This is a genomic window from Brevibacterium sp. UCMA 11754, from assembly GCF_021532275.1.
GTDB lineage: Bacteria > Actinomycetota > Actinomycetes > Actinomycetales > Brevibacteriaceae > Brevibacterium.
In genome coordinates this window covers 33,390-56,641 of the sequence record NZ_JACBOT010000028.1, presented here as the reverse complement: position 1 = coordinate 56,641, position 23,252 = coordinate 33,390, and the positions used below count along the sequence as shown (strand labels likewise).

General features: G+C 63.2%; 19 protein-coding genes and 1 riboswitch. Of the genes, 12 read left to right on the top strand and 7 right to left on the bottom strand.

Features of this window, described 5'->3' with window-relative positions:
• Window positions 1–2 precede the first annotated feature (2 nt).
• From HX613_RS15300 to poxB, 5 genes are all read left to right on the top strand, one after another.
• Window positions 3–1,274, top strand: a complete 1,272-nt coding sequence (locus HX613_RS15300; RefSeq protein ID WP_235346107.1) for a Wadjet anti-phage system protein JetD domain-containing protein — start codon at window positions 3–5, stop codon at window positions 1,272–1,274.
• Complete coding sequence (locus HX613_RS15295) at window positions 1,271–2,434, top strand: MFS transporter (RefSeq protein WP_235346106.1); 1,164 nt, start codon at window positions 1,271–1,273, stop codon at window positions 2,432–2,434. The genes HX613_RS15300 and HX613_RS15295 overlap by 4 nt, the downstream gene beginning before the upstream one ends.
• 211 nt (window positions 2,435–2,645) lie before the next feature.
• Complete coding sequence (locus tag HX613_RS15290; protein WP_442862609.1) at window positions 2,646–3,383, top strand: class I SAM-dependent methyltransferase; 738 nt, start codon at window positions 2,646–2,648, stop codon at window positions 3,381–3,383.
• An 83-nt stretch (window positions 3,384–3,466) separates the two neighbouring features.
• Entirely contained in the window at window positions 3,467–6,367 is a 2,901-nt protein-coding gene (locus tag HX613_RS15285; protein WP_235346104.1) for a DEAD/DEAH box helicase family protein, read from the top strand.
• 221 nt (window positions 6,368–6,588) lie between these two features.
• Window positions 6,589–8,304, top strand: a complete 1,716-nt coding sequence (gene poxB, locus HX613_RS15280; protein ID WP_235346103.1) for a ubiquinone-dependent pyruvate dehydrogenase — start codon at window positions 6,589–6,591, stop codon at window positions 8,302–8,304.
• A gap of 87 nt (window positions 8,305–8,391) precedes the next feature.
• Here the strand turns inward: poxB and ribH are convergent, their stop codons facing one another.
• From ribH to ribD, 4 genes are all read right to left on the bottom strand, one after another.
• Entirely contained in the window at window positions 8,392–8,862 is a 471-nt protein-coding gene (ribH, locus tag HX613_RS15275) for a 6,7-dimethyl-8-ribityllumazine synthase (protein WP_235346102.1), read from the bottom strand.
• 92 nt (window positions 8,863–8,954) lie between these two features.
• Window positions 8,955–10,298 (bottom strand): 3,4-dihydroxy-2-butanone-4-phosphate synthase, encoded by a 1,344-nt coding sequence (gene ribB, locus HX613_RS15270; protein WP_235346101.1) that lies wholly within the window; start codon window positions 10,296–10,298, stop codon window positions 8,955–8,957.
• Window positions 10,291–11,091, bottom strand: a complete 801-nt coding sequence (locus tag HX613_RS15265) for a riboflavin synthase (protein WP_235346100.1) — start codon at window positions 11,089–11,091, stop codon at window positions 10,291–10,293. Before HX613_RS15265 ends, ribB begins: the two co-directional genes overlap by 8 nt.
• Window positions 11,092–11,133: 42 nt before the next feature.
• On the bottom strand, window positions 11,134–12,213 hold the full coding sequence (gene ribD, locus HX613_RS15260; RefSeq protein ID WP_235346099.1) for a bifunctional diaminohydroxyphosphoribosylaminopyrimidine deaminase/5-amino-6-(5-phosphoribosylamino)uracil reductase RibD: 1,080 nt from the start codon (window positions 12,211–12,213) through the stop codon (window positions 11,134–11,136).
• Window positions 12,214–12,327: 114 nt separating this feature from the next.
• A riboswitch (FMN riboswitch) is annotated at window positions 12,328–12,456 on the bottom strand.
• Between the two features lie 114 nt (window positions 12,457–12,570).
• Here ribD and HX613_RS15255 point away from each other — a divergent pair.
• From HX613_RS15255 to HX613_RS15240, 4 genes are all read left to right on the top strand, one after another.
• Window positions 12,571–13,047: a MarR family winged helix-turn-helix transcriptional regulator gene (locus HX613_RS15255; protein WP_235346098.1), complete on the top strand. Its 477-nt coding sequence runs from the start codon at window positions 12,571–12,573 to the stop codon at window positions 13,045–13,047.
• 66 nt (window positions 13,048–13,113) lie between these two features.
• Window positions 13,114–14,424, top strand: coding sequence for an MFS transporter (locus HX613_RS15250; RefSeq protein ID WP_235346097.1), 1,311 nt, complete (start codon window positions 13,114–13,116; stop codon window positions 14,422–14,424).
• A gap of 265 nt (window positions 14,425–14,689) precedes the next feature.
• Window positions 14,690–15,268: a DUF805 domain-containing protein gene (locus HX613_RS15245; protein ID WP_235346096.1), complete on the top strand. Its 579-nt coding sequence runs from the start codon at window positions 14,690–14,692 to the stop codon at window positions 15,266–15,268.
• Between the two features lie 229 nt (window positions 15,269–15,497).
• Window positions 15,498–16,016, top strand: a complete 519-nt coding sequence (locus HX613_RS15240) for a DUF805 domain-containing protein (RefSeq protein ID WP_235346095.1) — start codon at window positions 15,498–15,500, stop codon at window positions 16,014–16,016.
• 251 nt (window positions 16,017–16,267) lie between these two features.
• Here HX613_RS15240 and HX613_RS15235 read toward each other — a convergent pair whose 3' ends face one another.
• Window positions 16,268–17,374 carry a tellurite resistance/C4-dicarboxylate transporter family protein gene (locus HX613_RS15235; RefSeq protein WP_235346094.1) on the bottom strand — a complete coding sequence of 369 codons (1,107 nt, stop codon included), beginning with the start codon at window positions 17,372–17,374 and terminating at the stop codon, window positions 16,268–16,270.
• A 233-nt stretch (window positions 17,375–17,607) separates the two neighbouring features.
• Between HX613_RS15235 and HX613_RS15230 the strand changes: the two genes are divergently transcribed.
• Together HX613_RS15230 and HX613_RS15225 are read left to right on the top strand one after the other, a co-directional pair.
• On the top strand, window positions 17,608–18,450 hold the full coding sequence (locus HX613_RS15230; RefSeq protein ID WP_235346093.1) for an ATP-binding cassette domain-containing protein: 843 nt from the start codon (window positions 17,608–17,610) through the stop codon (window positions 18,448–18,450).
• A 56-nt stretch (window positions 18,451–18,506) separates the two neighbouring features.
• A complete protein-coding gene (locus tag HX613_RS15225) occupies window positions 18,507–20,684 on the top strand; it encodes a YhgE/Pip domain-containing protein (RefSeq protein WP_235346092.1) in 2,178 nt (725 codons plus the stop codon).
• Between the two features lie 95 nt (window positions 20,685–20,779).
• On the opposite strand, the gene HX613_RS15220 is transcribed toward HX613_RS15225, so the two are convergent.
• Together HX613_RS15220 and HX613_RS15215 are read right to left on the bottom strand one after the other, a co-directional pair.
• Window positions 20,780–21,502 (bottom strand): AAA family ATPase, encoded by a 723-nt coding sequence (locus HX613_RS15220; RefSeq protein ID WP_235346091.1) that lies wholly within the window; start codon window positions 21,500–21,502, stop codon window positions 20,780–20,782.
• 108 nt (window positions 21,503–21,610) lie between these two features.
• A complete protein-coding gene (locus HX613_RS15215) occupies window positions 21,611–22,210 on the bottom strand; it encodes a LysE/ArgO family amino acid transporter (RefSeq protein ID WP_235346090.1) in 600 nt (199 codons plus the stop codon).
• A gap of 69 nt (window positions 22,211–22,279) precedes the next feature.
• On the opposite strand from HX613_RS15215, the gene HX613_RS15210 reads away from it, so the two are divergent.
• Complete coding sequence (locus tag HX613_RS15210) at window positions 22,280–23,230, top strand: ArgP/LysG family DNA-binding transcriptional regulator (protein WP_235346089.1); 951 nt, start codon at window positions 22,280–22,282, stop codon at window positions 23,228–23,230.
• The last annotated feature ends 22 nt before the right edge of the window (window positions 23,231–23,252 follow it).

Sequence of the window (23,252 nt, the reverse complement as noted above, 5' to 3'; positions counted from 1 at the left end):
CGATGACGATGCTCACCGTCGCCGAGGCGCGGGCGAAGGCGCGTACCCGCCTGCGCTCGTCGATGTCGACCTGGGCCACCCGGCCCGACCCTGTCGTCGTCGAGATCGCCCTGCATCCGCCCACTGAGAAACAGGTGCTCGAGGACCAGGCAGCCGCCATGGAATGGGCCGGGACCTGGCGGACGATCGCCGCCCCCGATGCCAGTGATTCGAAGTCGGAGAATCTGAACGGCCCGAGTATCGACTGGACTGAACGCTCCTGGGCGCGCATCGGCCGTCAACAGATCCCACTGCGCCTGCGGCTAGGATCACCGGAGGCTGTGGCGAACTTCGTCGACGGTGACGACGCAAGACAATGGCGCCTCCTGCGGGACCGGACCGCAATGATCAGGTCGCGGTTCGAGGATCAGCACGGATCCGCCTCGGCGATCAAAGCTCATGCGAAACGGATCCTCGGACTTGAACACACCGAGTTCGCCACACTCCTCGACGTCGTCGAATGGTTGCGCAATCACCCCGTGGGAACCCTGCGGCCCCGACAGCTGCCCATCCGCGGGGTCGACTCGAAATGGTTCGAAACACACCGCTCCCTGGTCACGGCACTGCTGGAAGCATCCGGGAGACCCGATGCGGTCGACGTTCTCGATGCCGAACCTCGGATTCGGATGCGCATCCTCGACCCGGAGCTCACACCGTCAGGACTCAGCGACATCAGCGCGCCAGTAACTCAGCTCAGCGATCTGGCGATCGCGCCGCGGCTCGTCTTCGTCTTCGAGAACCTCGAATCGGTGCTCGCGATGCCCGATTGGGCCGATGCTGTGGCTGTGCACGGCTCTGGTTATGCCGTGGACAACGTCGCCGGCCTGACCTGGGTGCACGGGGCGCATGTCCTCTATTGGGGCGATCTTGATTCGCACGGCTTCGCGATCCTCTCCCGGCTGCGCAAGCACCTGCCGCACGTGGACTCGACGCTCATGAACGAGGGCACTCTCACCGACCACAAGGACCTGTGGGTCCAGGAGCCGAAACCCCACACAGGGGTGTTCACGGAGCTGACTGGGACGGAAGCGCGGGCGCTGAACCGCCTGCGTGCCGAAGGCGACGTTCGACTCGAGCAGGAGCGCATCCCGTGGGCCACCGCGCTCGCCGCACTGAAAGCAAAGGCCGCCTCGGCGGGGGAGTCTGCAGACGCGTCGAATAAGTCTTCGGCCTCGCCAGGGGAGCCGACAACCTCGGCGGGTGAATCCGCAGCCCCGCGAGGGGCAGAGGGATGACCGACCGGCCCCGCGGAGGGCTGGCTGCCCTCTGCATTGCCGAATTGGCCAGCTGGGGACTGCTCTACTACTCGCTGCCAGTGGCGGTGACTCCGATCTCTGCCGATATGGGCTGGAGCCACACCACTGTGACTGCGGCACTGACCCTCGGGTTCATCGTCTCCGCGCTCGCCGGCGTGCGCGTCGGAAAGCTGCTCGACGCGCACGGGCCCAGAACGCTCATGAGCATCGGCACGCTCATCGGCATCGTCGCGCTGCTGCTCGTGGCAGCAGCACCGAATCTCTTCGTCTTCTTCCTCGCGTGGGTGCTGGCCGGATTCGCCCAGGCCGCCACCCTCTATCCGCCGGCGTTCGCTGTCGTCACCCGCTGGTACGGAGCCGAGCGAACCAAGCCACTGACAACGATCACGCTGGTCGGCGGCCTCGCCTCGACGGTGTTCGCCCCGATCATCGCCTGGCTCATCGACTCGTGGGGCTGGCGACCGGCCTATGTCATCCTTGCCGGCGTCCTGGCCGTGACGGCTCTGCCGATGCACTGGTTCTTCCTCAACCGCGGGTGGACCGATGAGATGTCGCGGAATTCGACGGTGCCGTCGCGTGCGGAGATCCGCAGCATCACACGATCCCCGAAGTTCGTCATCCTCCAGATCGCCGTCGCGCTGGCGACCTTCACCCTCTTTGCCGTCACGATCAACATCATCCCCCTCATCATCGAGCGTGGAGCCGGGTACTCGCTCGCCGCGAGCGCTCTGGGACTTGTCGGATTCGGACAGGTTTCCGGACGGTTCTTCTATCCGGCGTTTGAACGGCGCACGAGCTCACGGGCGCGAACCGTGCTGCTGCTCGGCACTGGAGCTGTCGGACTGTGGCTGCTCGCCTTCGTGCCGGGTCCCGTCTGGCTGCTCATCGGCATTGCGATGATCGCCGGTGGTGTCCGGGGATGCATCACGCTGCTGCAGGCGACTGCCGTGGCCGACCGGTGGGGAACCGCAAACTTCGGGGCGATCAACGGCGTCTTCGTCGCTCCCATCACCGCCGGTACCGCTCTGGCACCGGTGGCAGGCCCGGCCCTCGCCGGAGTCGTCAGCGGCTATCCGATGATGGCGATTGTGATGGCCGCGCTCCTGACCGGGGCGACGGTGCTGTCAGCACGGACGTGAGGGACGCGTTTTCGGCACCGGCACGGGCTGTGGAACAGCATCTGAAAGATGCGTTGCACGAGTTACCACAACACCGAAGCGTGTAAAGAATTCGTCGATTTTTTTACACGTTTCAAGGACGTAGTAAATTGCTTGTCATGTTTTCTGTCAGCTCGTGATTTCAGCCGACGGAGGATGTTCACGGAAGCGGATCATCATCTAGTCTGGACGCGTGCCTGATGCGTTGTTTTCAGACCCCCGGCTAGCTGGAGTCTACGATTCGCTTGACCCGGACCGGAGCGACCTCGACATGTATGTCGACGTCGCCAAAAGGTTCGGGGCCAGTGAAGTTCTTGACGTTGGCTGTGGAACAGGAACATTGGCCGCCCTTCTGGCTGGATTGGAGATTTCCGCTCTGGGCCTCGATCCCGCGTCGGCCTCTATCGACATCGCACAGTCGAAGGTGGTTTCTGACTTCGCTGAGTTCGTCGTCGGCGAGGCTCCTGACATTGCTGACGATCCTGCTCGGCACCGCGGCTTTGACCTGGCAACTATGACTGCGAATGTTGCGCAAGTTTTTCTCGACGATGATGAATGGCTGGCCACCCTTCGGGCAATACACTCTTGTCTTCGCCCGTCGGGATGCCTGGTTTTCGAAGCCAGACGACCCTCCGATCGTGCCTGGAACCGCTGGACCAAAGAACTGACCTGGCGAGTAGTCGACGTCGATGGTGAGGGACCGGTCGAGACGTGGGTGCAGGTCACCGAGGTCAATGGCGAGTACGTCTCCTTTGACTCACCGACGATCTTCCACAGTGATGGTGAACGAATCAATTCCACGTCGACCTTGCGCTTCCGAACCGAAGACGCGGTGAAAGGCTCACTGACAGACGCTGGCTTCGGCACCATCAATGTCCACGACCTTCCCTATGCTCCCGGGCGCGGATGGCTCTTCATCGCGTCTGCCTGAGTCGCGCTGGATAACTTGAGTCGGCTTGGACAGATTCTGCCCTTCTGCGCTGTCGATCAAGGACTCGTTTTAGACTGATTGCCATGTCGATGCCCGAGGTGAAGCCAGTGCGAGGTCACCGACCTCCGTTGCGCCGACACCAACGCGAGGCACTTGACGCACTTACGAGTTCAGTCAGCGCCGACTCTCGCCGGTCATGGATCGTGTTGCCGCCTGGCGCAGGGAAGACCCGTGTCGGCATCGAACACGCCAAGAACCTGCTTGACGACGGGCACGTCTCCACAGTCGTGGCCTTCGGCCCGAACACCGCCATCCAGACTCAGTGGGCGAACGCGTGGAACAGCCACAGTTCCGATCGCCTCGGCGACGGTGCCGACGACGCCGCTGACGAGCCCGCCGCTGACGCCGTCGACGAGCACGCCGCCTTCGACGAGCCCGACGCCGACCACGCCGACCGCGCCGGTCTCGACCGGAGACTCACCACCCGGTTCAGCGCGCTGACCTACCAATCGCTCGCTGTCTTCGATGATGACCGCGGAAGCACGAAGAACCTCCTCGACGAACTCGCTCCTGGAGGGCGGGAACTCGTCGACCGCCTCGGCGATGTTGGACCTCTGCTGCTCATCCTCGACGAATGCCACCACCTGCTCGACGTGTGGGGCAGCCTGTTGACCGAACTCCTCGACCTGCTCCCTGAAGTCTGGGTGCTCGGACTCACAGCCACTCCTCCCGGAACAATGACGACAGCACAGTCAGAGCTGGTGACCGGTCTGTTCTCCGACATTCGCTACTCCGCTTCGATCCCTGCAGTCGTCAGAGAAGGCGATCTGGCTCCATTCGCGGACCTCGTGTGGGTGACGACCCCGACGAACGAGGAGAACAGCTGGCTATCGGGGCAGGCTGTGCGATTCACCGAACTCATCACCGACATCCTCGACCCTACTCAGGGCTCGGTGCCGTTCCTCGAATGGGTCGACAGGCGGTTCCTGGGCACCCGAGAGCACGTTGTCAGTTGGGCGGCCATGAGCCGCTCGACACCGGAACTGTGCTCGGCTGCGCTGCGGCTGCACCACACGGATCTGCTCCGTTTGCCTCCCGGTGCCAGTCCCGCCGAACAGCATCGCCGCAATCCCGATTCCGAGGACTGGGCGCTGCTCATCGACGATTGGATGCGCCACCACCTGATGGCCTCCGAGGACTCCAAAGACATCGAACTCGCCGAGGTGATCCGTCGTGCCCTGCCCGCAATCGGGTACCGCTGGACCCGGAACGGCATACGGGCGGGACGCTCACCCGTCGACCGCGTGATCGCCTACTCGGCGTCGAAGCCACAGGCGACGAGCGAGATCATCTGCGCCGAGGCGGCCAACCTTCAAGAACGCATGCGGATGCTGGTCCTCTGCGACTTCGAATCGCTGACAGCGACGCTGCCGGCCGACGTCAGCAGGGTGATCAGCGAACGCTCCGGTTCGGCCCTGCTCGTTCTCGAAACACTCGTCTCCGATGCCCGCACCTCCGGCCTCCGACCACTGCTCGTCTCCGGCAAGACCGTGGCTGGAGCTCCGGAGGTACTCGACGAGCTGCGTGCTCGGATCGCCGTATCCGACGATTCCCTGGCTTCTCGCTTGCAGGTGAGCGAACCGGTGTCGGGAATCAGCCGACTCGAGGGTCCGTGGACCAGCCGGACGTGGGTTCCCTATGTGACCGACTTCTTCACCACGGGCAGGACTCAGGTGCTCATCGGCACCCGCGCCCTCCTCGGCGAAGGTTGGGATGCACCGGCCATCACCGGATTGATCGACTTGAGCACCGCGACCACACCGACGGCGGTGACGCAGACCCGCGGCCGTGCGCTGCGGCGAGACCCTTTCCAGGCACACAAGGTCGGGCTCAACTGGACCGTCGTCTGCGTCAGCCCCGATCACCCACGCGGTAACCAGGACTGGGGGCGTCTCGTGCGCAAACACGACGGCTTCTTCGGCACGGACTCTGAGGGTGAGGTCGTCGACGGAGTGGCTCATATCGATTCCGCGTTCTCGCCCTACGAGCCTCCCCCTCCCGATATGGCAGACGAGATCAATGCGCGGATGATCGCCCGATCCCAGGACCGCGGGGAGATCGCCCAGCGGTGGCAGGTCGGCAGTGACTATCAAGACGAGGAGATGCGCTCGGTGCGAATCCTTCAGCGCACCGGCCATCGACGCACCGAACAGTCGAGCCTCACCTCAGCCGACCCCATTCGCAACGGCGATGTCAGCGTTGTGCCGCGCCACCTCGGCGGGGATCCGGGGCACATCCTGCCATTCCGAGTGAGGACTGCCACGGTCGTGGCCTGGATGGGGCTTGGACTGATTCTCCTGCTGCTGGGTGTGGCGCTCGCCGGCATCGGCGGTGTGGTGCTCATGGTGCTCGGCTTCGGACTCTGGGTGAGCCTGCCGGTGGTGCTGTCCGTAGCCGGAAAACGACGAACTCGGCTCTATGCGAAGCCGCCGACGGTGGGCCAACTTGCCGGTGCCGTCGCCGATGCCCTGCACAGTGCGGGGTTGAGCAAGACCGGATCGGACTCGGTGCGTGTACGCGTCGACGCGAGTGGGGATCTGCGGTGTCATCTCGATGCGGAAGCCCAGTCCGCGGAGGTCTTCGCGCTCGCCCTCGACGAGGCGGTGTCCCCGATCGCCGACCCGAGGTATCTGGTTCCTCGCTGGTCCTTGCCGCAGTCATCGATTGGAGCGCGCGGACTGTGGGAACGTCTGAAGGTCGGGTGGTCGAATGCGCAGCAGAGCGATCCGGTCTGGCACGCGGTGCCTTCAGCTCTCGGCACGAGAAGAGAATCGGCAATGGCGTATTCGCGAGCGTGGAACCGGTGGATCGGCGGCGGTGAAGCGATCTACACGAGGAACCCGGAAGGTGCAGGCGTCCTTACCGCGTATCGCGGAACGAATCCGATGCAGATGACTTCTGTGCTGCGGACATCCTGGCACTGAGCTTCGGACCGTGAGATTCGGGCCGTGTGCCTCTGACCGTGAGCTTCGGACATTGATACCTGGTCCGGCGGTGCTGTCTCTGACTTCACACCCGCAGACCGCTGACCTCGGGGATAGACTGAAACCGCGGTACCAGCCTGTGTCGGCACTCTGACTGGGATGCTGATGGAGGTCCACCCAGGAGCTGTGAGAGCTCCACGTGTTTCAACGGAAGGAATCCTATGCCCACCGTCGCCGGAAACATTGTCGATACGCTCGTGGCCAGCGGAGTCAAGCGGGTCTACGGGATCCCGGGAGATTCGCTCAACGGCTTCACCGATGCCCTGCGCGTCAACCCTCAGCTCGAATGGGTCCACGTCCGCCATGAAGAGGCGGCATCCTTCGCCGCCAGCGGCGAGGCCGCACTGACCGGTGAACTCGCCGTCTGCGCAGGCAGCTGCGGACCGGGAAACCTCCACCTCATCAACGGACTCTACGATGCCCAGCGCTCCCGTGTGCCAGTGCTCGCCATCGCCGCTCACATCCCCAGCGATGAGATCGGCTCGAACTACTTCCAGGAAACCCACCCGACCGAGCTGTTCCGCGAATGCAGCGTCTACGTCGAACACGTGGCGACCGCGGAGCAGATGCCGCGCCTGCTGCGCATCGCCATGCGCGAGGCCATCGAGAAGCGCGGTGTTGCCGTTCTCGTCATCCCAGGTGACGTCGGGCTCACCGATATCTCTGCCGCCGCCGAGGTGGTTCGGTCCTACGCGCCCCGGGTGATCCCCGCCGAATCCCAGCTTGAAGCCGCTGCGAAGGCGCTGAACAAAAGCAAGAAGGTCACGATCCTCGCCGGCGCCGGAACGCAGGGTGCTCATGACGAACTCATCGCCATCGCCGCCAAGCTCCAGGCGCCGATCGTGCACTCGCTGCGCGGCAAGGAGTTCATCGAATACGACAACCCCTACGACGTGGGTATGACCGGGCTGCTCGGCTTCTCCTCCGGCTACCATGCGCTCAAAGACTGCGACACCCTGCTCATGTTGGGCACCGACCTGCCTTATCAGCAGTTCTATCCCGAGGACGCGACGGTCATCCAGGCCGATGTCAGGGGCTCCCAGATCGGCCGGCGAACACGCGTCGACATCGGTTTGGTGGGCACAGTGGCCGACACAGTCGGCGAGCTCCTGCCGTTGATCAAGCCGAGCCGCAGCAGTTCGCATCTGAAGTCGATGACCAAGCATTACGGCAAGACCCGCAAGGACCTCGACGAACTCGCCACCCCGTCGAAGCGGACGATCCACCCGCAGTACCTGACGCGCCTCATCGACGAGATGGCCGATGACGACGCTGTGTTCGTCCCCGATGTGGGCTCACCTGTCGTTTGGGCTGCCAGGTATCTGACCATGAACGGCAGGCGCCGGCTGATCGGGTCCTTCAGCCACGGGTCGATGGCCAACGCCCTGTCCCAAAGCGTCGGCGTGCAGGCCTCCCATCCTGACCGGCAGACGATCGCGCTCGCCGGCGACGGCGGACTCGCGATGCTGTTGGGAGAACTCATCACCCTGACGCAGAACAAGCTGCCGGTCAAGACTGTCGTCTACAACAACTCCTCGCTGAACTTCGTGGAGTTGGAGATGAAGGCCGCTGGCTTCGTCACGTTCGGGACTGAACTGTCGAACCCCGACTTCTCCACCATCGCCGAGGCGGTCGGCATCAAGGGCTTCCGCGTCGAGAAGTCGAAGGACCTGCCGAAGGTCGTCAAGGAGTTCCTCGCCTACGACGGGGCCGCGGTCCTTGACGTGGTCACCGAGCGCCAGGAACTGTCCATGCCGCCGACGATCACTGCCGAACAGGCCAAGGGCTTCGCCCTCTATGCGGTCCGCACGGTGCTCTCCGGCAAGGGCGACGAACTCATCGACCTGGCGCGCACGAACATCCGCCAGTTGTTCTGAAGGTCGCGCCCAAACGGTCGGTAAGTCCGAGTCGAATCTGAGCTTGTCAGCGACTCGGACTTACCGACCGTTTGAGTTGCAGCGTTTTTACGCGATCGGGTAGTCCGCCAGAGCCTGCGCGGTGACCAGCGCCGCGGTCATAGCCTCGTGGCCCTTGTCTTCCTGAGAGCCTTCGAGTCCGGCACGGTCGAGTCCCTGCTGTTCGGTATCGCAGGTGAGCACCCCGAAGCCGACTGGTTTGCGGGAGTCGATGGCAACGCGGTTGAGGCCATCGGTGGCTGCTTGGCACACATAGTCGAAGTGCGGGGTGCCGCCGCGGATGACGACGCCAAGGGCGACGACCGCGTCGAAGTGCGGTGCCAGTCGGGCTGCGGCGATGGGCAGCTCGAAGCTTCCCGGGACCCGCACCAGGGTGGCTTGGGCCCCAGCTTCGGCGGCCGCCCGCTGGGCGCCGTCGACCAGGCCGTCCATGATCTGTGTGTGCCAGGATGCTGCGATGATAGCGACTCGAGTATCGGCCGCGGAGACGGCGAGTTCGGGTGCTCCGGAATGTGCCATGGGTAAGTCCTTTCGTAGCGGCCGTGATGGCCGGAAGAGTCAGTGGTGATGAGTACGAATCAGTTGAAGTGCCTGATCAGCAGTGGAGTCGCTCAGCAGTGGTGCTTCTCAGCGATGGTCGCCGAGGCTGTGGCGCTGCCGACCACCGAGGGCAGGGTCAGCGTGTGGTGCATGCGCTCGCGCTTGGTGTTCAGGTAGTTCGAGTTCTCCGGCCGCGCTGGGATCTCAAGCGGAACGACGGCCTCGATCGTGATTCCCAGTGCTTCGAGCGCCCGGGTCTTGTCCGGGTTGTTCGTCAGCAGACGGATACGAGTTAGGCCGATGGAGCGCAGGATCTCCGCGGCTGCACGATAGTCACGGTCATCGTCGTGGAAGCCGAGCTCACGGTTCGCATCCACGGTGTCCAGCCCCCGATCCTGCAGGGCGTAGGCGCGGAGTTTGTTGCTCAATCCGATTCCGCGGCCCTCGTGACCGGTCATATAGATCACGGCACCACCCTCGTCGGAGATGCGCTGCAGTGCCAGATCCAGCTGCTCCCCGCAGTCGCAGCGGTGAGATCCGAAGACATCCCCGGTCAGGCACTCCGAATGCACTCGAACCAGGGGAGCGGGCCCGCGAAGTGAAGGGTCCTGACCCGCCGGTTCATGGGTAACGGCGGCAGAATCGATCCCGGAGAACACGCCGAGGTGGTCGTGGCCGTCGATCGTGAATGCGCGGGCACTGAAGCTCCCGTGCTTAGTTGGCAGCGGCACCTCCGCCGAGGCTTCGATCGCCTGCGGGTTCGCCTCATCCGTCGCGCCTTCGCGATCCGACTCATTCAGGTAGTCGATGAGTCCTTCGATCGAGACCATGACCAGCTTGTGGGTATCGGCGAACTCGCGCAGGGAGTCGAAGCGCATCATCGAACCGTCGTCATGGACGACCTCGCCGATCATCGCCACGGGAGCAGCCCCGGCCAGTCGTGCGAACTCGACTCCAGCCTCGGTGTGGCCTGGGCGTTCACGGACTCCACCGGACTTGGCGATGAGCGGGAACACATGCCCGGGGCGTGTGATCGATGCCGGATCGGGGGCTGCCGCGGCAAGGTGACGTCCGGTCAAGGCACGCTCGGCGGCACTGATTCCGGTGCTCACGCCGACCGCGTCGCAGCTGATCGTGTAGGCGGTTCCCTTCGGGTCTTCGTTCGTGGAGACCATGGGCGGCAGGTCGAGTGCCGCGGCACGCTCAGCATCCATGGGTGCACAGATGACTCCAGAGGTGTAGCGGACGAAGAAGCCCATGGTGGCCGCCTCGGCGAACTCGGCGGCCATAATGAGATCGCCTTCGTTCTCGCGGTCCTCATCATCGACGACGACGATGGGCTGGCCCGCCGCGAAGGCAGCGATCGCGTCCTCGATCGGATCGAGCCGCGCAGCGGTTGGGTCGGTATCAGGCATTGTCGGCTCCTTGGCGGGTGCTGCTGTCGGTTGAGTTGAAGAGAGTGGTTGTCTCGGCAGATGTGGCAGATGTGGCAGATGTGGCAGATGTGGCAGATGCGGCAGGTTCCGCAGGAGCGGTGACCTCTGTGTGGAACGAGAGCAGGCGGGCGGTGTACTTCGCGAGCACGTCCACCTCGACGTTGACCGGATCGCCGGGGGCCAGATCGCCGAACGTGGTGTGGGTCAACGTGGCCGGGATGAGTCCGACCTCGACCCAGGCACTGGTCTCGCTGGGTTCTGATACGGCTGTCAGAGTCAGCGAGACGCCGTTGAGGGCGATGGACCCCTTGGTGGCGGTGTAGGGAGCCAGAGAGTTCGGGATGCCGATGCGTAATATCGACCACTCATCGAAGTCGTCGCGGCTCAGCAGTTCACCGCACCCGTCGACATGTCCCTGCACCACATGCCCATCGAAGCGCCCCGAGGCGGGTGTGCACCTCTCCAGGTTGACTCGGTCCCCGGTGCGCAAGGCTCCCAGTCCGGTCAGTCGCAGGGTCTCGCCCATCACCTCGGCGGTGAAGGGTCCTTGCACCTCGGCGGTGAAGGCACCCGGCGATTCGGAAGGTGCACCGTCGGGCGGCGAGGATGCTTCGTCCCTGACCGAGGTCAGACACACGCCGTTGACGGCCAGCGAGCCGCCGAGTCCGAGGTCGTCGACGAGTTCCTTGGCGTCGATGGTGATGACAGCCGAATCGTCCCTGCGGTCGATAGCTGCGACGATGCCGAGCTCTTCGATGATGCCGGTGAACATGTGCCCTCCGAGTGAGTGTGCGATCAGTGAGTGGATGGTGCGTCAGATGGTGTAGTTGTCAGTGCTGCCGGAACTCGAACCGCTGCCCGAGCCCGTGACGAAGTGGAGAAGCACGTCGGGTCCAAGTCGCGCGACTGCAGGTTCGGCGGTCTCGTCGGGAACCAGACCGACCGCCTCACTCAGTGTCGACGTGCCCAGGCCCGACAGGCTGGATTTCCCCGCGCCCACCAGCAGCGGAGCCTGATAGCAGAAGACTTCGTCGACTGCACCGGCGGCGAAGAAGGCGCCGAGCACGCTGGGCCCACCCTCAACAAGGATGTGACGCAGACCGCGGGCATGCAGTTCGCCCAGTGCTGCAGTGATGTCGCGTGTGCGAAGGTGAATCGTGTCGGGGTTGAGTGCGAGGAAAGATTCCTGAGGCAGGGAGGTCAGCCCGAGCACGATGGGCACCGGCTGGGTTTCCAGCGGTTCACCGCCTGGTCCCCTGGCATTGAGTCGGGGGTCATCGGCCAGGACCGTTCCGGTGCCGACGAGGATGCCGTCGACCCGGGACCGAAACTCATGTGAATGCTCTCGCGATTCCGCCGAGGTGATCCACTGGCTGGTCCCATCGGAGGCAGCGACCATGCCATCAAGACTCTGCGCGATCTTCACCGTGACGAAGGGACGCTCGGCATCGACAGCACGACGCCACCTGGCGTTGAGAGCCGAGGACTCGTCATGGCCCAGGCCCGAGCGGACCCGGACCCCCGCCTCGGCGAGGGTGGCCCCACCACCGGCGGCGACGCCGTTGGAATCGGGCAGTGCGAAGACGACGTCGGGGATGCCGGCATCGATGATCGTCTGGGTGCACGGCCCGGTCCGGCCGGTGTGATTGCACGGCTCCAGGGTCACGAACAGGGTGGAGGCGGCGAGGTCGACGCCGAGGTCGATGGCCGTGGTGATGGCGTCCACCTCGGCGTGGGGACTGCCTGCGCCTGCATGATGGCCGACGACGATCTGCGAGTCCCTCGTCAGAATCGCGGCTCCAACCAGAGGATTCGCGCCCCGGTGACCGTTTCGCGCGGCCTGCAGGGCAGCGGACATCGCGGTCGTTTCGAGATCGGTGAACCCCGCGTGCATGAAAAAACCTCCCGAACTGATGCCGGGAGGGAGGATATTGCGGGTGCAACTGTCAGAGCGTGCAGACGTGTGCGACAGCGCATTGGGATGCACCGAATCACAGCGACCGCGGTCGCCATGCTCCTCCCATCCAGACTCTGACTGTCGGTTTCGGAATTTCACCAAGTCAACCTCCTGCACGAATGCAGTCGGCTCGCGGACTATCACCGCCGGTACGGATTTTCACCGTCCCCGGAACATGTGACCACAGATTAGCATGACCCTCGCCGAGGTGGCCATGATGTCCGTCACATGAGAAGTGCAGGTGCCCTGCCGCAGTTCTTGCGATATTGCATAACCAAGGTATATAAAAGAGTTATGGATGATGTTGATTCGGCGGAGCTCGTCACTGACCTTGTCGTTGTCTCCTCGCGTCTGACCAGGGCGTTGAGGCAAGTGGTCGGCAATGAAAGTGACCTTGTCGCGTTGCGTGCGCTCAGCGTGGTCGAGCAGTACCAGCCTGTCCGGGTGGGGCATTTCGCACAGGGATATCTGTGCTCGCAGCCTGCTGCGACCAAGGTCTTGGCCAGACTCGAAGTGGCTGGATACGTCCTTCGCGAAGCCAGCCCCAGTGACAGGCGGGCCTCACAGTTCTCACTGACGGAGGCGGGCCGTGCGCGGTTGGCCGAGAACCGCACCATCTTGGTCGAGCGGATGGAGCCCTACTTCGAGGCTCTGACTCCCGACGACAGGCTCAGTGTCCATCGGGCGCTGGGACTGGTCTCGAAGTATCTGCAGGAACAGCATCCCGTAGATGTTGACGAAGTCCAGCAGGACGAGACGCACACCGGCTGACGAAGACACATCAGGCCAACAACAGCGAAACACGAAATATAGACGAAAGGGTGCGCAGGAACAGCAATGAGCGTGTCACCAGGTAATGAAGCACAGACGAAGGATGGGGAGGGCGCGGAACCATCTATTCTGCGTCAACCACGAGCAGTATGGGCAGTCGCGTTCGCCGCGGTCATCGCGTTCATGGGTATCGGTCTGGTTGACCCGATTCTGCCCGCGATCTCCGCCGAACTCCACGCGTCCCCGTCGCAGTCGATGCTGCTGTTCACCAGCTACCTGTTCATCACCGGCGGCATGATGTTCTTCACGAGCTTCGTGTCCTCCCGGATCGGTGCGAAGACCACGTTGCTCATCGGCCTCATCCTCATCGTCGCGTTCTCCGCCCTGGCCGGTTTCTCTGGCAGCGTCGACCAGATCATCGGCTTCCGTGCCGGTTGGGGGCTGGGCAACGCGCTCTTCATCTCCACCGCGCTCTCAACCATCGTCGGTGCTGCCTCCGGTGGTGCCGACAAAGCGATCATCCTCTACGAGGCGGCTCTGGGCATCGGCATTGCGACCGGACCTCTGCTGGGTGGCCTGCTGGGCGGAATCTCCTGGCGCGGACCGTTCTTCGGCACCGCTGTTCTCATGGCCATCGGCTTCATCGCCATCGTGATCCTGCTGCCCGGCGGGAAGACCGACACCGGCATCAGGACCTCGCCCGAGCCGATCAAGCTCAGTGCCACCTTCCGGGCGCTTGCGCGTCCCGGCGTCCTCGTGCTGGGCATCGCCGCATTGCTGTACAACTTCGGCTTCTTCATTCTCCTGGCCTACAGCCCATTCCCTGTCGAGGCGGCCGCGGCGAAGGCCGGCATCGAGGACTTCGGGGCCATGGGCCTCGGTTATGTCTTCTTCGGCTGGGGCATGTGCGTGGCAATCACCTCCGTTTTCGGGGCGCCGCTTCTGACCAAGCGCATCGGGCGTCGCCGCAGCCTCGTCGTCGCGTTGATCGCACTGGCTGTGCTGCTGGCAGTGATGGGATTCCTCGTCGAGTCTTTCGTCGGCATTATCGTCTGCGTCATTGTGGCTGGCCTGATTCTGGGCGTGCTCAATACTGTCTTCACCGAATCAGCGATGGAAGTCAGTGATCTGCCTCGTCCTGTGGCTTCGGGGACCTACTCGGGTGTGCGCTTCATCGGAGGCGCGGTCGCACCGATTGTGGCCGGCATCGTCTCCGAGTCGATCGGTACCGGAGCACCGTACTTCTTCGGCACTGCAGTGGTGTTCTTGGCCGTCGTCGTCATCGCCGTCGGTTGGAAGACTCTGCGCCGCGTCGATGGCCACATCGACGAAGCCCCGGTTGACGAGGCCTATGCGCTGACTGGCGGAGATGCCTGAACCGAGAGCTTTGACGGCGAAGAGCTGCGTGCTCCGAATGTTCGTCTGAGGTGATGCGGCAGGGGCGTTCGAGAAGATGTGTCTTCTCGGGCGCTTCTTGCGTAGTAGTGCCGTTGTGGTTGGCCCAGTCGATCATTTCATCACACTGTTCATTTCACGTTCCAGATCTGGAACACCGCGAATGCGCGGATTCGGGTCACTATGTAGCACAATTGGTATCGCACTCCCTGTGCAGAGACGATATTTTTCCTACACGAAGGTCACCATGTCCTACGACGCGAACAGCGCCTACAACGCGAACAACGCCTATCCTGCTGGCCCCGGTGCCGCTGGCCCAGGTGCTATGGGTCCTGGTGGCCAGATCCGTGGGGCGGCCAGCCCCGATGATCTCTCGCTTCCTCTCTACGGCGCATCATTCGGCCAGGCCGTCAAGCGCTTCTTCAAGAAGTACGCCAAGTTCTCCGGACGTGCATCGCGCAGCGAATACTGGTTCGCCTACCTGTTCCTCGGCTTGCTCAGCATCGTCCCGGTGGTCCTCTACTCGATCGGTTTCGGGATGAGCGCGGCGACTGCGTCGATGGCGTCGGCGGATCCTTACGCGATGCAGTCTGCCTCTCCGTCGGGTGGAGCGATTGCTCTGATCGCGATCGGCGGCATCCTCCTGCTGATCATCGGTCTTGCCACCATCATTCCGCATCTGGCGATCATCTGGCGCCGGCTTCACGACGCGAATCTCGCCGGGCCGTTCTTCTTCCTGTCATTCATCCCCGGTGTCGGCTCGATCATCCTCATTGTCCTCATGATTCTTCCCTCCAAACCGGAGGGGCAGCGCTTCGACGTGTGAGCGCCTGAACGCTTACGTTGTCGCAGGACTCTCATGGGGGTATCCGCGCCTCTAACGAACTGAAGCTGCCGCATGCACATCGTGCATGCGGCAGCTTTTTGCTGTGTGGGTGTGGCCAGATCATCGTCGTGATTGATTGTTGCCAACGATTCGGAGCTTGGCGGGCATCGTGTCTGAGGTTCGCCGCACTCTATTGCGCGAGCGCGGGACAGCCTACCGTCAAGGAATCATGACATACGATGGGAACACGACATACCCCGCCCGCTGCTGTGCTGATTGTCCGTTCATATTTGGCGCTGTCGGCGAGACCCGCGAGGCTGCACGTGCTGACGACCTGTCTTTGCCGCTCTATGAGGCGTCGTTCGAAGAGGCGATCAAGCGCTTCTTCAAGAAGTACACCACATTCTCAGGGCGCGCATCCCGCAGCGAGTATTGGTGGGTGGTTCTTTTCTACCTCGGGCTGAATTGGATCCCGCTGATTTTTTTGCTGGTTGGCTCGTCGTATGCTTCCTCGCCGACCGCTTCAGAATCCGGCACAGCGTTGGCTGTCGTCGGAGGAATTCTGATGTTCATCGCGTACTTCGGCACTATTGTTCCCCTCTTGGCGATCTCATGGAGGCGACTCCACGATGGTGGCTTCGCAGGACCGCTGTATCTTCTGATTTTCGTTCCAGGCGTAGGCGGGATGATGGTGTTCATCCTGATGCTCATGCCTCCCGAACCAAAAGGGCAGCGCTTCGACGCATGAACGACTCACCGTGTATGGCGTGAGCCATCGGCCTCTGTATTAGAGGGCGCCCCCTACTGTCAGTGGCAATTCATTCCCGGACTTCCAAATGGCACCGTTGGTTCCTCGCAGCGCCTCGTTCGCTTCGAAACCTACCGTTGCAACAGTAGGTTTTAGTGCCAGCTAGGCGCTGTGCTTCTGACATTCGTCAGTCCAGGCCGCCTCGATGCTCACCTATGACACGCAGCGGTGGCTCTCGCTCGTGGCTCTCGCTATCCGGCGGTATCAGAGACGCCGGCCCTCGCACTCATGGACTTGATGAACGACCACACCATCGCGGCGAAGACGAGCGCCCAGACGGTCAGCGCGATCCAGTACCACTGAGCGCCGATCCAGGAGATGACCGGCACGTCGTCGACCTTGCCCACGTTCGTGCTCGCCACGGAGTACATTCCCATGGGGAAGACCATGCTCCACAGCCCGGCCGAGTATCCCAAGGGGATGCGGTGACGGAAGTGCCGCCACAGCCCGGCGATGACAAGCGCAGGGATGAGCCAGGTCGAGATTGCCCACAGGATCGCCGAGGCGCCGGCGATGATGACGGTCGTCGCCGCGAAGATAGGGGACGTCCCGCCTTCGAGGATCTTCGAGCCCGCGACCACGGAGATGGCCAGAGCGCCCATCATCACCCAGTACGGGGCATCGAGGCCCTCTGGGCCGATGCGCTGGAGCAGTGCCCTCGTTCCCACGAAGACTGCGCAGACGAGGTAGAGCCCGATGCCGACGCTCCAGGCGATCACCGCGATGACCGCGAGCGCGGAGCCGAAGCTGACTCCAGACGCAGTGTCTTGATTCGGCAGATGCGCCATCAGCCCGGACGCGGCGACGGCAACGGACTGAGCCGCGACCACGCAGACGAACCAGGTTCCATTGACCTGAAGGAGTATGGGAGAGGCCGAAGAGCTGAGCACGGCGGAGAAGGGGATGAGATATCCCAGGATCAGCCAAGCGATAAGGCCGAGGCCGAAGATCGCGAGAGCGAAACGAAAGTGCCCCTGCCCCTCCAAGGCCGTCGCAAGGACATTGGTCGCTGCGACGAAGGTGAAGAACCCGAAGGCCTTCGACGGATCGTGGAGATCGGCACGCAGCTCATCGCTGTGCGAGCAGGCGCGCCAGATGACGAGCGTCAGGAAGAAGCCGTAGAGAATCACGGCCAGCCAGAACAGGGCGGTCGACAGTGCGGTCAGGCCCTTGAGATGCGCGCCGACGGACATGATTCCGGTGGCCATGACGGACGCGAAGCACCCTGGTGTGACCGTGCCCGGGCTCAGGCCCCACCTTGTCTGGAGGTGTGCCATGCTCGTCTGTCCCTTGCTCATTCCTCCATTATCGACTTTTTGTGGGATTGGAGACATTCGGGAAAATGTGGGTAGATTGTTCAGCTTCGACCATTATAGTTACTTATGAGTAACTTGACCTGCGTCAGACGGAACGGCTTTGTCAGTGCCCATGTGGCGTAATGTGCTTGGCAGTGGAACGTGAGTGACCCGCGTTCCTGGCGTCAGCGGCCAGCACACGGTCGATATAGTCGCACACACTGGGAGCAGTACGAATGCAGAGCACTTCACAGACGCTCATCGATGAGACGGAACGGGCAATCAGTCAAGTCAGCCTCCGCGAATGGGGGATGTCGGGAAAGCGCGGAGACGTGTTCTCCGGAATCGACCTCGACGTACCTCCCGGAGCAATCTCCATCATTCAGGGCCCCGCCGGTTCGGGCAAGACATCCCTGCTGCTGTCGATCGCCGGGCGCATGCGCGTGGACACCGGCGAGGGTCACGTGGGCGAACTCGACATTCGCAAACAGGCCCGTCGCGTGCGTGAACAGGTGTCCGTCGGCCACGTCGCTGGTCTCACCGACCTCGAGAACGACTTCACTCTCGCCCAGCACCTCGCCGAGCGACTCATCATGCTTCAGCCCTGGTATAAACCCTGGGTCTCGAAGTCCTCCCTGCACGAGGTCATCGAAGTCATTCGCGAGACCTTCACTTCCGCCACCGAGGTGATCGACCGTCTTCCCGAGGGGAACTTCTCCGCGTCTGACGCCAAGGACGCCGACTTCCTCATCGATGACGAGGGCAAGGCCTTCGTCTCCGAACTCAGCGAGCTGCAGAAGTTCCTCCTCGAACTCGGCCTCGCCAGCCTCGCCCAGGCCCCGGTCATCGTCCTCGACAACATCGACTATCTGCGCGAGCGCGAAGACCGTGCCCGCGCATGGGCGGCAATCCTCATCTACCAGGAGCTGCGACGCAAACGCGATCCAGAGCATCCGCTCACGGTCATCGCCTCCTGCGAAGATTCCTCCGACGTCGACCTCGTCCTCGACGCGCTGTCCACGGAGGTCTCACCCACCTCGGCGGACAGATTTTCCCTAACGCGGCAGCCCCGTCACTGAGGTAACTGCCTCCATCAGCTTTTCCGAATCAGACCCGACAATAAGGTGTTTCTGCGATGTTCTCTCTGCCTTGGCTCGAACTCTCTCGCTTCAAGCGGCACACGATCACTCGACTGGCGATCATCGTCGTTGCCGTCATCCCCGCGATCTACGGCGGCCTCTACCTGGCCTCCAACTGGGCGCCGACCGACAACCTCGACAAGCTCCAGGCAGCCGTGGTCAACACAGACGAAGGGGCCGAGAAGCCTGGCTCCGAAGGCGAGAGGCTCCAGGCAGGCGATGAGCTCGTCGACCAGATCACCCCCAAGGGTGAGGGTGGATTCGACTGGCAGGAGGCATCTTTGAAAGAGGCCAACGACGGCCTCGCCGAAGGCAAGTACTTTGCTGTCCTCGAGATCCCGAAGAACTTCTCCGAGCGACTCGTCTCGACCGGGGGAGATGATCCCGAGCAGGCAGGACTGAATCTGCGCACCGATGATGCGCGCAATTTCATCGTGGGACAGATGGCTGGAACCATCCTCAACGAGATCAAATCCGGACTGAACGAGACCACCACGGCCGAATACGTCACGGAGGTCTACCTCGGTTTCAATGACATCCATTCCTCGACGAAAAAGGCCGTCGACGGGGCGAGGCAGCTCAACGACGGTGCCGTCGATCTCCACGACGGAACGGGCGAGCTCTCCGACGGTGCGCATACCCTCGACAAGGGAGTCGGCACGCTGCAGACCGGCATCGGTGACCTCGATGAGGGGGCCGGTGAGCTGAAAAAGGGCAGCGGCGATCTGAAGACCGGCGCAGATAAGCTGGCCAAGAGCACGACCGAGGCGAAGAACGGTTCGAAGAAGGTCGCCGACGGTGCCGGGCAGGTCGCCGACGGAACGGGCCAGTTGCGCGATACAGCTGACGAGGCCACGGACAAGGCCGAGGACCTCAAAGACAAGGCCGACGACCTCGTCGACGGGACACGGCCCAAGCTGAACCAGGCGGAGGACGACTTCGACTCGGCGCGGAACACGGTCAACGGCGACATGGATGACCGGGTCGCGCAGCTGCGCGAAGACTACCCCGACGATCCGAATGTGGCGAAGCTAGCCGATGACATGGACAACCTCGGCGGGGATCTGGACAAGGCCCACGGGCGAGCGTCGAAGGCGGCAGATGAGGCTAAGGATCTCGAAGATCCGGTCAAGAACGCCGTCGACGACGTCATGGGCAAGATCCGGGAGGCCGACAAGAAGATCGGCAAACTCGACGACGGCGCACAGAAGGTGGCCACAGGAGCTGACGACCTGCACTCCGGGCTGATCAAACTCGACGCCGGTGCAGGCGACCTGGCCAAGGGTGCCGGCGACCTCAATGACGGCGTCATCCAACTCAAGGACGGCACCGAGAAGGCCAAGACGGGCGTCGCCGACCTCAAGGACGGATCCTCGCAGCTTGCCGATGGATCCGATGAACTCGACAAGGGTGCGAAGAAGCTCGTCGACGGCTCGGGAGAGCTCGCCGACAAGCTCGCCGATGGCCTCAAGCAGATCCCGACCTATGACAAATCCGATCGCGAGAACCGTTCGGACGTCGTCGCTGTGCCCGTCGATGCCCAGAAGCTCAAGGACAACTCCGTGGACGCCTACGGCGAGGGCCTGGCCGCGTTCTTCGTCTCCCTGGCACTGTGGATCGGCGGCATGATCACCTACATGGTCATCAACGCGATCCCGTACCGCGCACTGATGTCATCGGCGAAGTCCTCCCGAATCGCCTGGGCCGGCTACGTGCCTGGCCTCCTGTTCGGGATAGCCCAAGTCGCGGTGCTCTACGGAGTCCTCACCTTTGCCCTCGATTTCTCCGCGGGCAGCTGGTTGTGGACCCTATTGTTCTCGATCCTCGTGGCGGCCAGCTTCCACGCGGTCCACCAACTCTGCGTCGCGGCCTTGGGAGGTGTCGGCAGACTTGTCGCCCTGGTCCTGCTCATGGTCCAGATCGCCTCGGCGGGAGGCACCTATCCGGTGCAGACGGCGCCTGGCATCTTCCAGATCATCTCGCCCTTCCTGCCCATGACCCACGCGGTCAACGGCCTGCGGACCCTGATCGCCGGCGGGGACATGTTCATCGCCGCTCAGTCGGCAGTCGTCCTGCTGCTGATGACCGCGATCTGTCTGGTGGCAACCATGTTCGTCTGCGGCCGAAAGCGCACGGTCACGCTGACCCAGCTGCACCCGAGCCTGTCGCTGTAGGGCCTGATCCTCGCCGAGGCGTCGGTGCGTCGGCGCGCACCGCCGTCACCGTCGTCCCCGTTGTCCGGGGCGGGCAAGTCGGCGAAAAGAGGCGGTCAATCATCATCGAAATACCGCAGGTATCGCTGTGGTTCCTGGAGGAAGCGTCTCCAATGGTCGACCATGTCGAGCCGATCCCATGTGGATTCGCGCAGCCCCCATTCCCCGACCTCGACGAGTTTGGCACCCTCTGCGCGGGCGAGGACGGGGGAGTGGGTGGCCATAATGGTCTGCAGCCCCGCGCGATCTCGCGCTCGGATGAGCTGCAGCAGGGTGAGTGAGGCGGTGAAGGACAGGGCGCTTTCCGGTTCGTCGAGGACCCACAGCCCCAAATCCATGAACTTCCCCGTCAACATCTCGATGAACATCTCACCGTGAGACTGCTGCGAGTAGTGGTGGCCGCGGCCGGCGCCGATCTCCATCAGGTAGGCCATGTTCTCGTGCATTGTTTCAGCGCGGAGGAAGAAGGCGCCCCGTTTGGAAGCCGCGCCGCGGACGATCTGCACGTGTTCGCTCAACTCCGGGACTTCCTCGGCGTGGTCTCGAACCTCCCATCCCGTGCCGCCTCCGTGCGGAAGGTCGAGGGCGGTGGCCAGTGCTTCGATGAGCGTCGACTTGCCCGAGCCGTTCTCGCCGACGAATACGGTTGTGCGCTCGAACTCGAAGCCGTCCAGAAAGTCGCGCACAGCAGGAAGGTCATGCAGCCATGGGCTGAGCTCTGGCGGAGAGTGCGCATGTTTGATCACCGACCGCAGCGGCAGATCTACCCGGGAATCCATGTGTCCGAATGTAGACGACGGTATGGACATGACAATTCTGGGCAACGGCGCCGAGGCAGCTGGCGAAGACGGCTGACGTGCCGACGGGTCGGCCCCCGCTGCTAACCCCTACCCGAACGCAAGCCGGAGTGCCAGGATCACCAGCACGATAGCGATGATGATGTCGAGGACCTGCCACACCCGCGGCCTGGCAAGATATCGCGAGAGACCTCGGGCACCGAAGCCGATTCCGAGGAACCAGGCGAGAGATCCGAACATCGCCCCGAGCGTGAACGGCAATGCTCCGCCGGAACCCTGCTGATTCGCCAGGTTGCCGAGCATGACGACGGTGTCGAGGTAGACCCCAGGATTGAGGAACGTCAGAGCCAGGGTCGTCGCGATGATGGACTTCAGACTGCGCTGATGTGTATCCGCCGTCAGCCCCGATGCCTCGCGCGCAGATTTCAGGCTTCCCCACGCATACCAGAGCAGATAGGCCACACCAAGCCACCGCAGGATCTCCAACGCCCACGGTGCCAGGAGCACGATCGCTCCGATGCCGACGGTGCCCGCGCCGATGAGCAGGACGTCAGCGAGGATGCAGATCGTAAGCACGACGCCGAGGTGCTCACGCCGAATACCCTGGCGCAGGACGAGGGCGTTCTGCGGGCCGACGGCGATGATGAGCGACCAACCGGCAAGGGTTCCGCTGATGAGATGAGTGAGCACGGAGACAGACTATGACGCACGAATGGATAAGAAAAACAACATAGTCTTCATCTGATGCACAATTGCTTCATGAACATCGATCACGTCAAAGCTCTGGCTGCCGTCGTCGACGAGGGGACTGTGGAAGGAGGAGCATTCGTCCTGGGCGTCACGCCCTCGGCGACGAGCCAGCGCATCCGCACGCTCGAATCCCGCATCGGGCAGGTGCTCATTCGCCGCACGAACCCCATCACCGTCACCGAGGCGGGGGAGGCGGTCCTGAAATATGCGCGCGAGATCGAGCTTCTCGAGTCCGAAACCATGGATCGTCTCCATGGCATCGACGTCGGGGCCCCGGACGGGGCCGGTTCCGCCCCGTCCCACGGACGCAGGAGGGTCCCGACGGTGCTGCGGATCGGGGTCAACGCAGATTCGCTGGCGACCTGGTTCCGCCCGATCTTCGCCGAGGTGGCGAAGTGGGACGATATCGTCATTCGCATTGAGGTTGCCGACCAGAACGTTGCCCTGCCCCTGCTGACGTCGGGGGAGGTGCTCGGCACCATCACCTCTGCGGCCTCCGGCGGCTACGGCACTCAGGTGCAGAGGCTCGGGTCCATGCGCTACATCGCCGTCGCATCGAAGGGGCTCCTGAGCAGACACCGTGCCCTCGGCGGTCAGGCCGGATCCGGTGTGATCAGGTCCGGTACCGACGCCGAGGTGGACCTCGGATCCCTGCCGATGGTGAATTTCGGTAAGGATGATGATCTGCAGTTCGCCTTCCTGCGCAGGGTGGGGATCACCAGCATCCCTCCGATGTCAGTCGTGCCCAGCTCCTCGGAATTCGCAGTCGCGGTCGAGGCCGGGGTCGGCTGGGGGCTGATCCCGATCATGCAGCTGGGAGACCTCAGCGATGACCTCGTGCCGATCTCGGCGGACCCGACCATCGACGTGGGCCTGTACTGGCATCACTGGAATCTCGCTTCTGAGAAGCTCGGTCGACTCACCGAAGCTCTCCAGCGGGCCGCAGCCCAGATGCGGTGAGCCTGCCGGTCGCATCGTAGAC

What these genes read in the sequence shown, in the direction of transcription:
- HX613_RS15300 (WP_235346107.1), top strand. Translation starts at nt 3, where the DNA reads ATGACGATGCTCACCGTCGCCGAGGCGCGGGCGAAGGCGCGTACCCGC.
- HX613_RS15295 (WP_235346106.1), top strand. Translation starts at nt 1,271, where the DNA reads ATGACCGACCGGCCCCGCGGAGGGCTGGCTGCCCTCTGCATTGCCGAA.
- HX613_RS15285 (WP_235346104.1), top strand. Translation starts at nt 3,467, where the DNA reads ATGTCGATGCCCGAGGTGAAGCCAGTGCGAGGTCACCGACCTCCGTTG.
- poxB (WP_235346103.1), top strand. Translation starts at nt 6,589, where the DNA reads ATGCCCACCGTCGCCGGAAACATTGTCGATACGCTCGTGGCCAGCGGA.
- ribH (WP_235346102.1), bottom strand. Translation starts at nt 8,862, where the DNA reads ATGGCACATTCCGGAGCACCCGAACTCGCCGTCTCCGCGGCCGATACT.
- ribB (WP_235346101.1), bottom strand. Translation starts at nt 10,298, where the DNA reads ATGCCTGATACCGACCCAACCGCTGCGCGGCTCGATCCGATCGAGGAC.
- HX613_RS15265 (WP_235346100.1), bottom strand. Translation starts at nt 11,091, where the DNA reads ATGTTCACCGGCATCATCGAAGAGCTCGGCATCGTCGCAGCTATCGAC.
- ribD (WP_235346099.1), bottom strand. Translation starts at nt 12,213, where the DNA reads ATGCACGCGGGGTTCACCGATCTCGAAACGACCGCGATGTCCGCTGCC.
- HX613_RS15255 (WP_235346098.1), top strand. Translation starts at nt 12,571, where the DNA reads ATGGATGATGTTGATTCGGCGGAGCTCGTCACTGACCTTGTCGTTGTC.
- HX613_RS15250 (WP_235346097.1), top strand. Translation starts at nt 13,114, where the DNA reads ATGAGCGTGTCACCAGGTAATGAAGCACAGACGAAGGATGGGGAGGGC.
- HX613_RS15245 (WP_235346096.1), top strand. Translation starts at nt 14,690, where the DNA reads ATGTCCTACGACGCGAACAGCGCCTACAACGCGAACAACGCCTATCCT.
- HX613_RS15240 (WP_235346095.1), top strand. Translation starts at nt 15,498, where the DNA reads ATGACATACGATGGGAACACGACATACCCCGCCCGCTGCTGTGCTGAT.
- HX613_RS15235 (WP_235346094.1), bottom strand. Translation starts at nt 17,374, where the DNA reads ATGAGCAAGGGACAGACGAGCATGGCACACCTCCAGACAAGGTGGGGC.
- HX613_RS15230 (WP_235346093.1), top strand. Translation starts at nt 17,608, where the DNA reads ATGCAGAGCACTTCACAGACGCTCATCGATGAGACGGAACGGGCAATC.
- HX613_RS15225 (WP_235346092.1), top strand. Translation starts at nt 18,507, where the DNA reads ATGTTCTCTCTGCCTTGGCTCGAACTCTCTCGCTTCAAGCGGCACACG.
- HX613_RS15220 (WP_235346091.1), bottom strand. Translation starts at nt 21,502, where the DNA reads ATGGATTCCCGGGTAGATCTGCCGCTGCGGTCGGTGATCAAACATGCG.
- HX613_RS15210 (WP_235346089.1), top strand. Translation starts at nt 22,280, where the DNA reads ATGAACATCGATCACGTCAAAGCTCTGGCTGCCGTCGTCGACGAGGGG.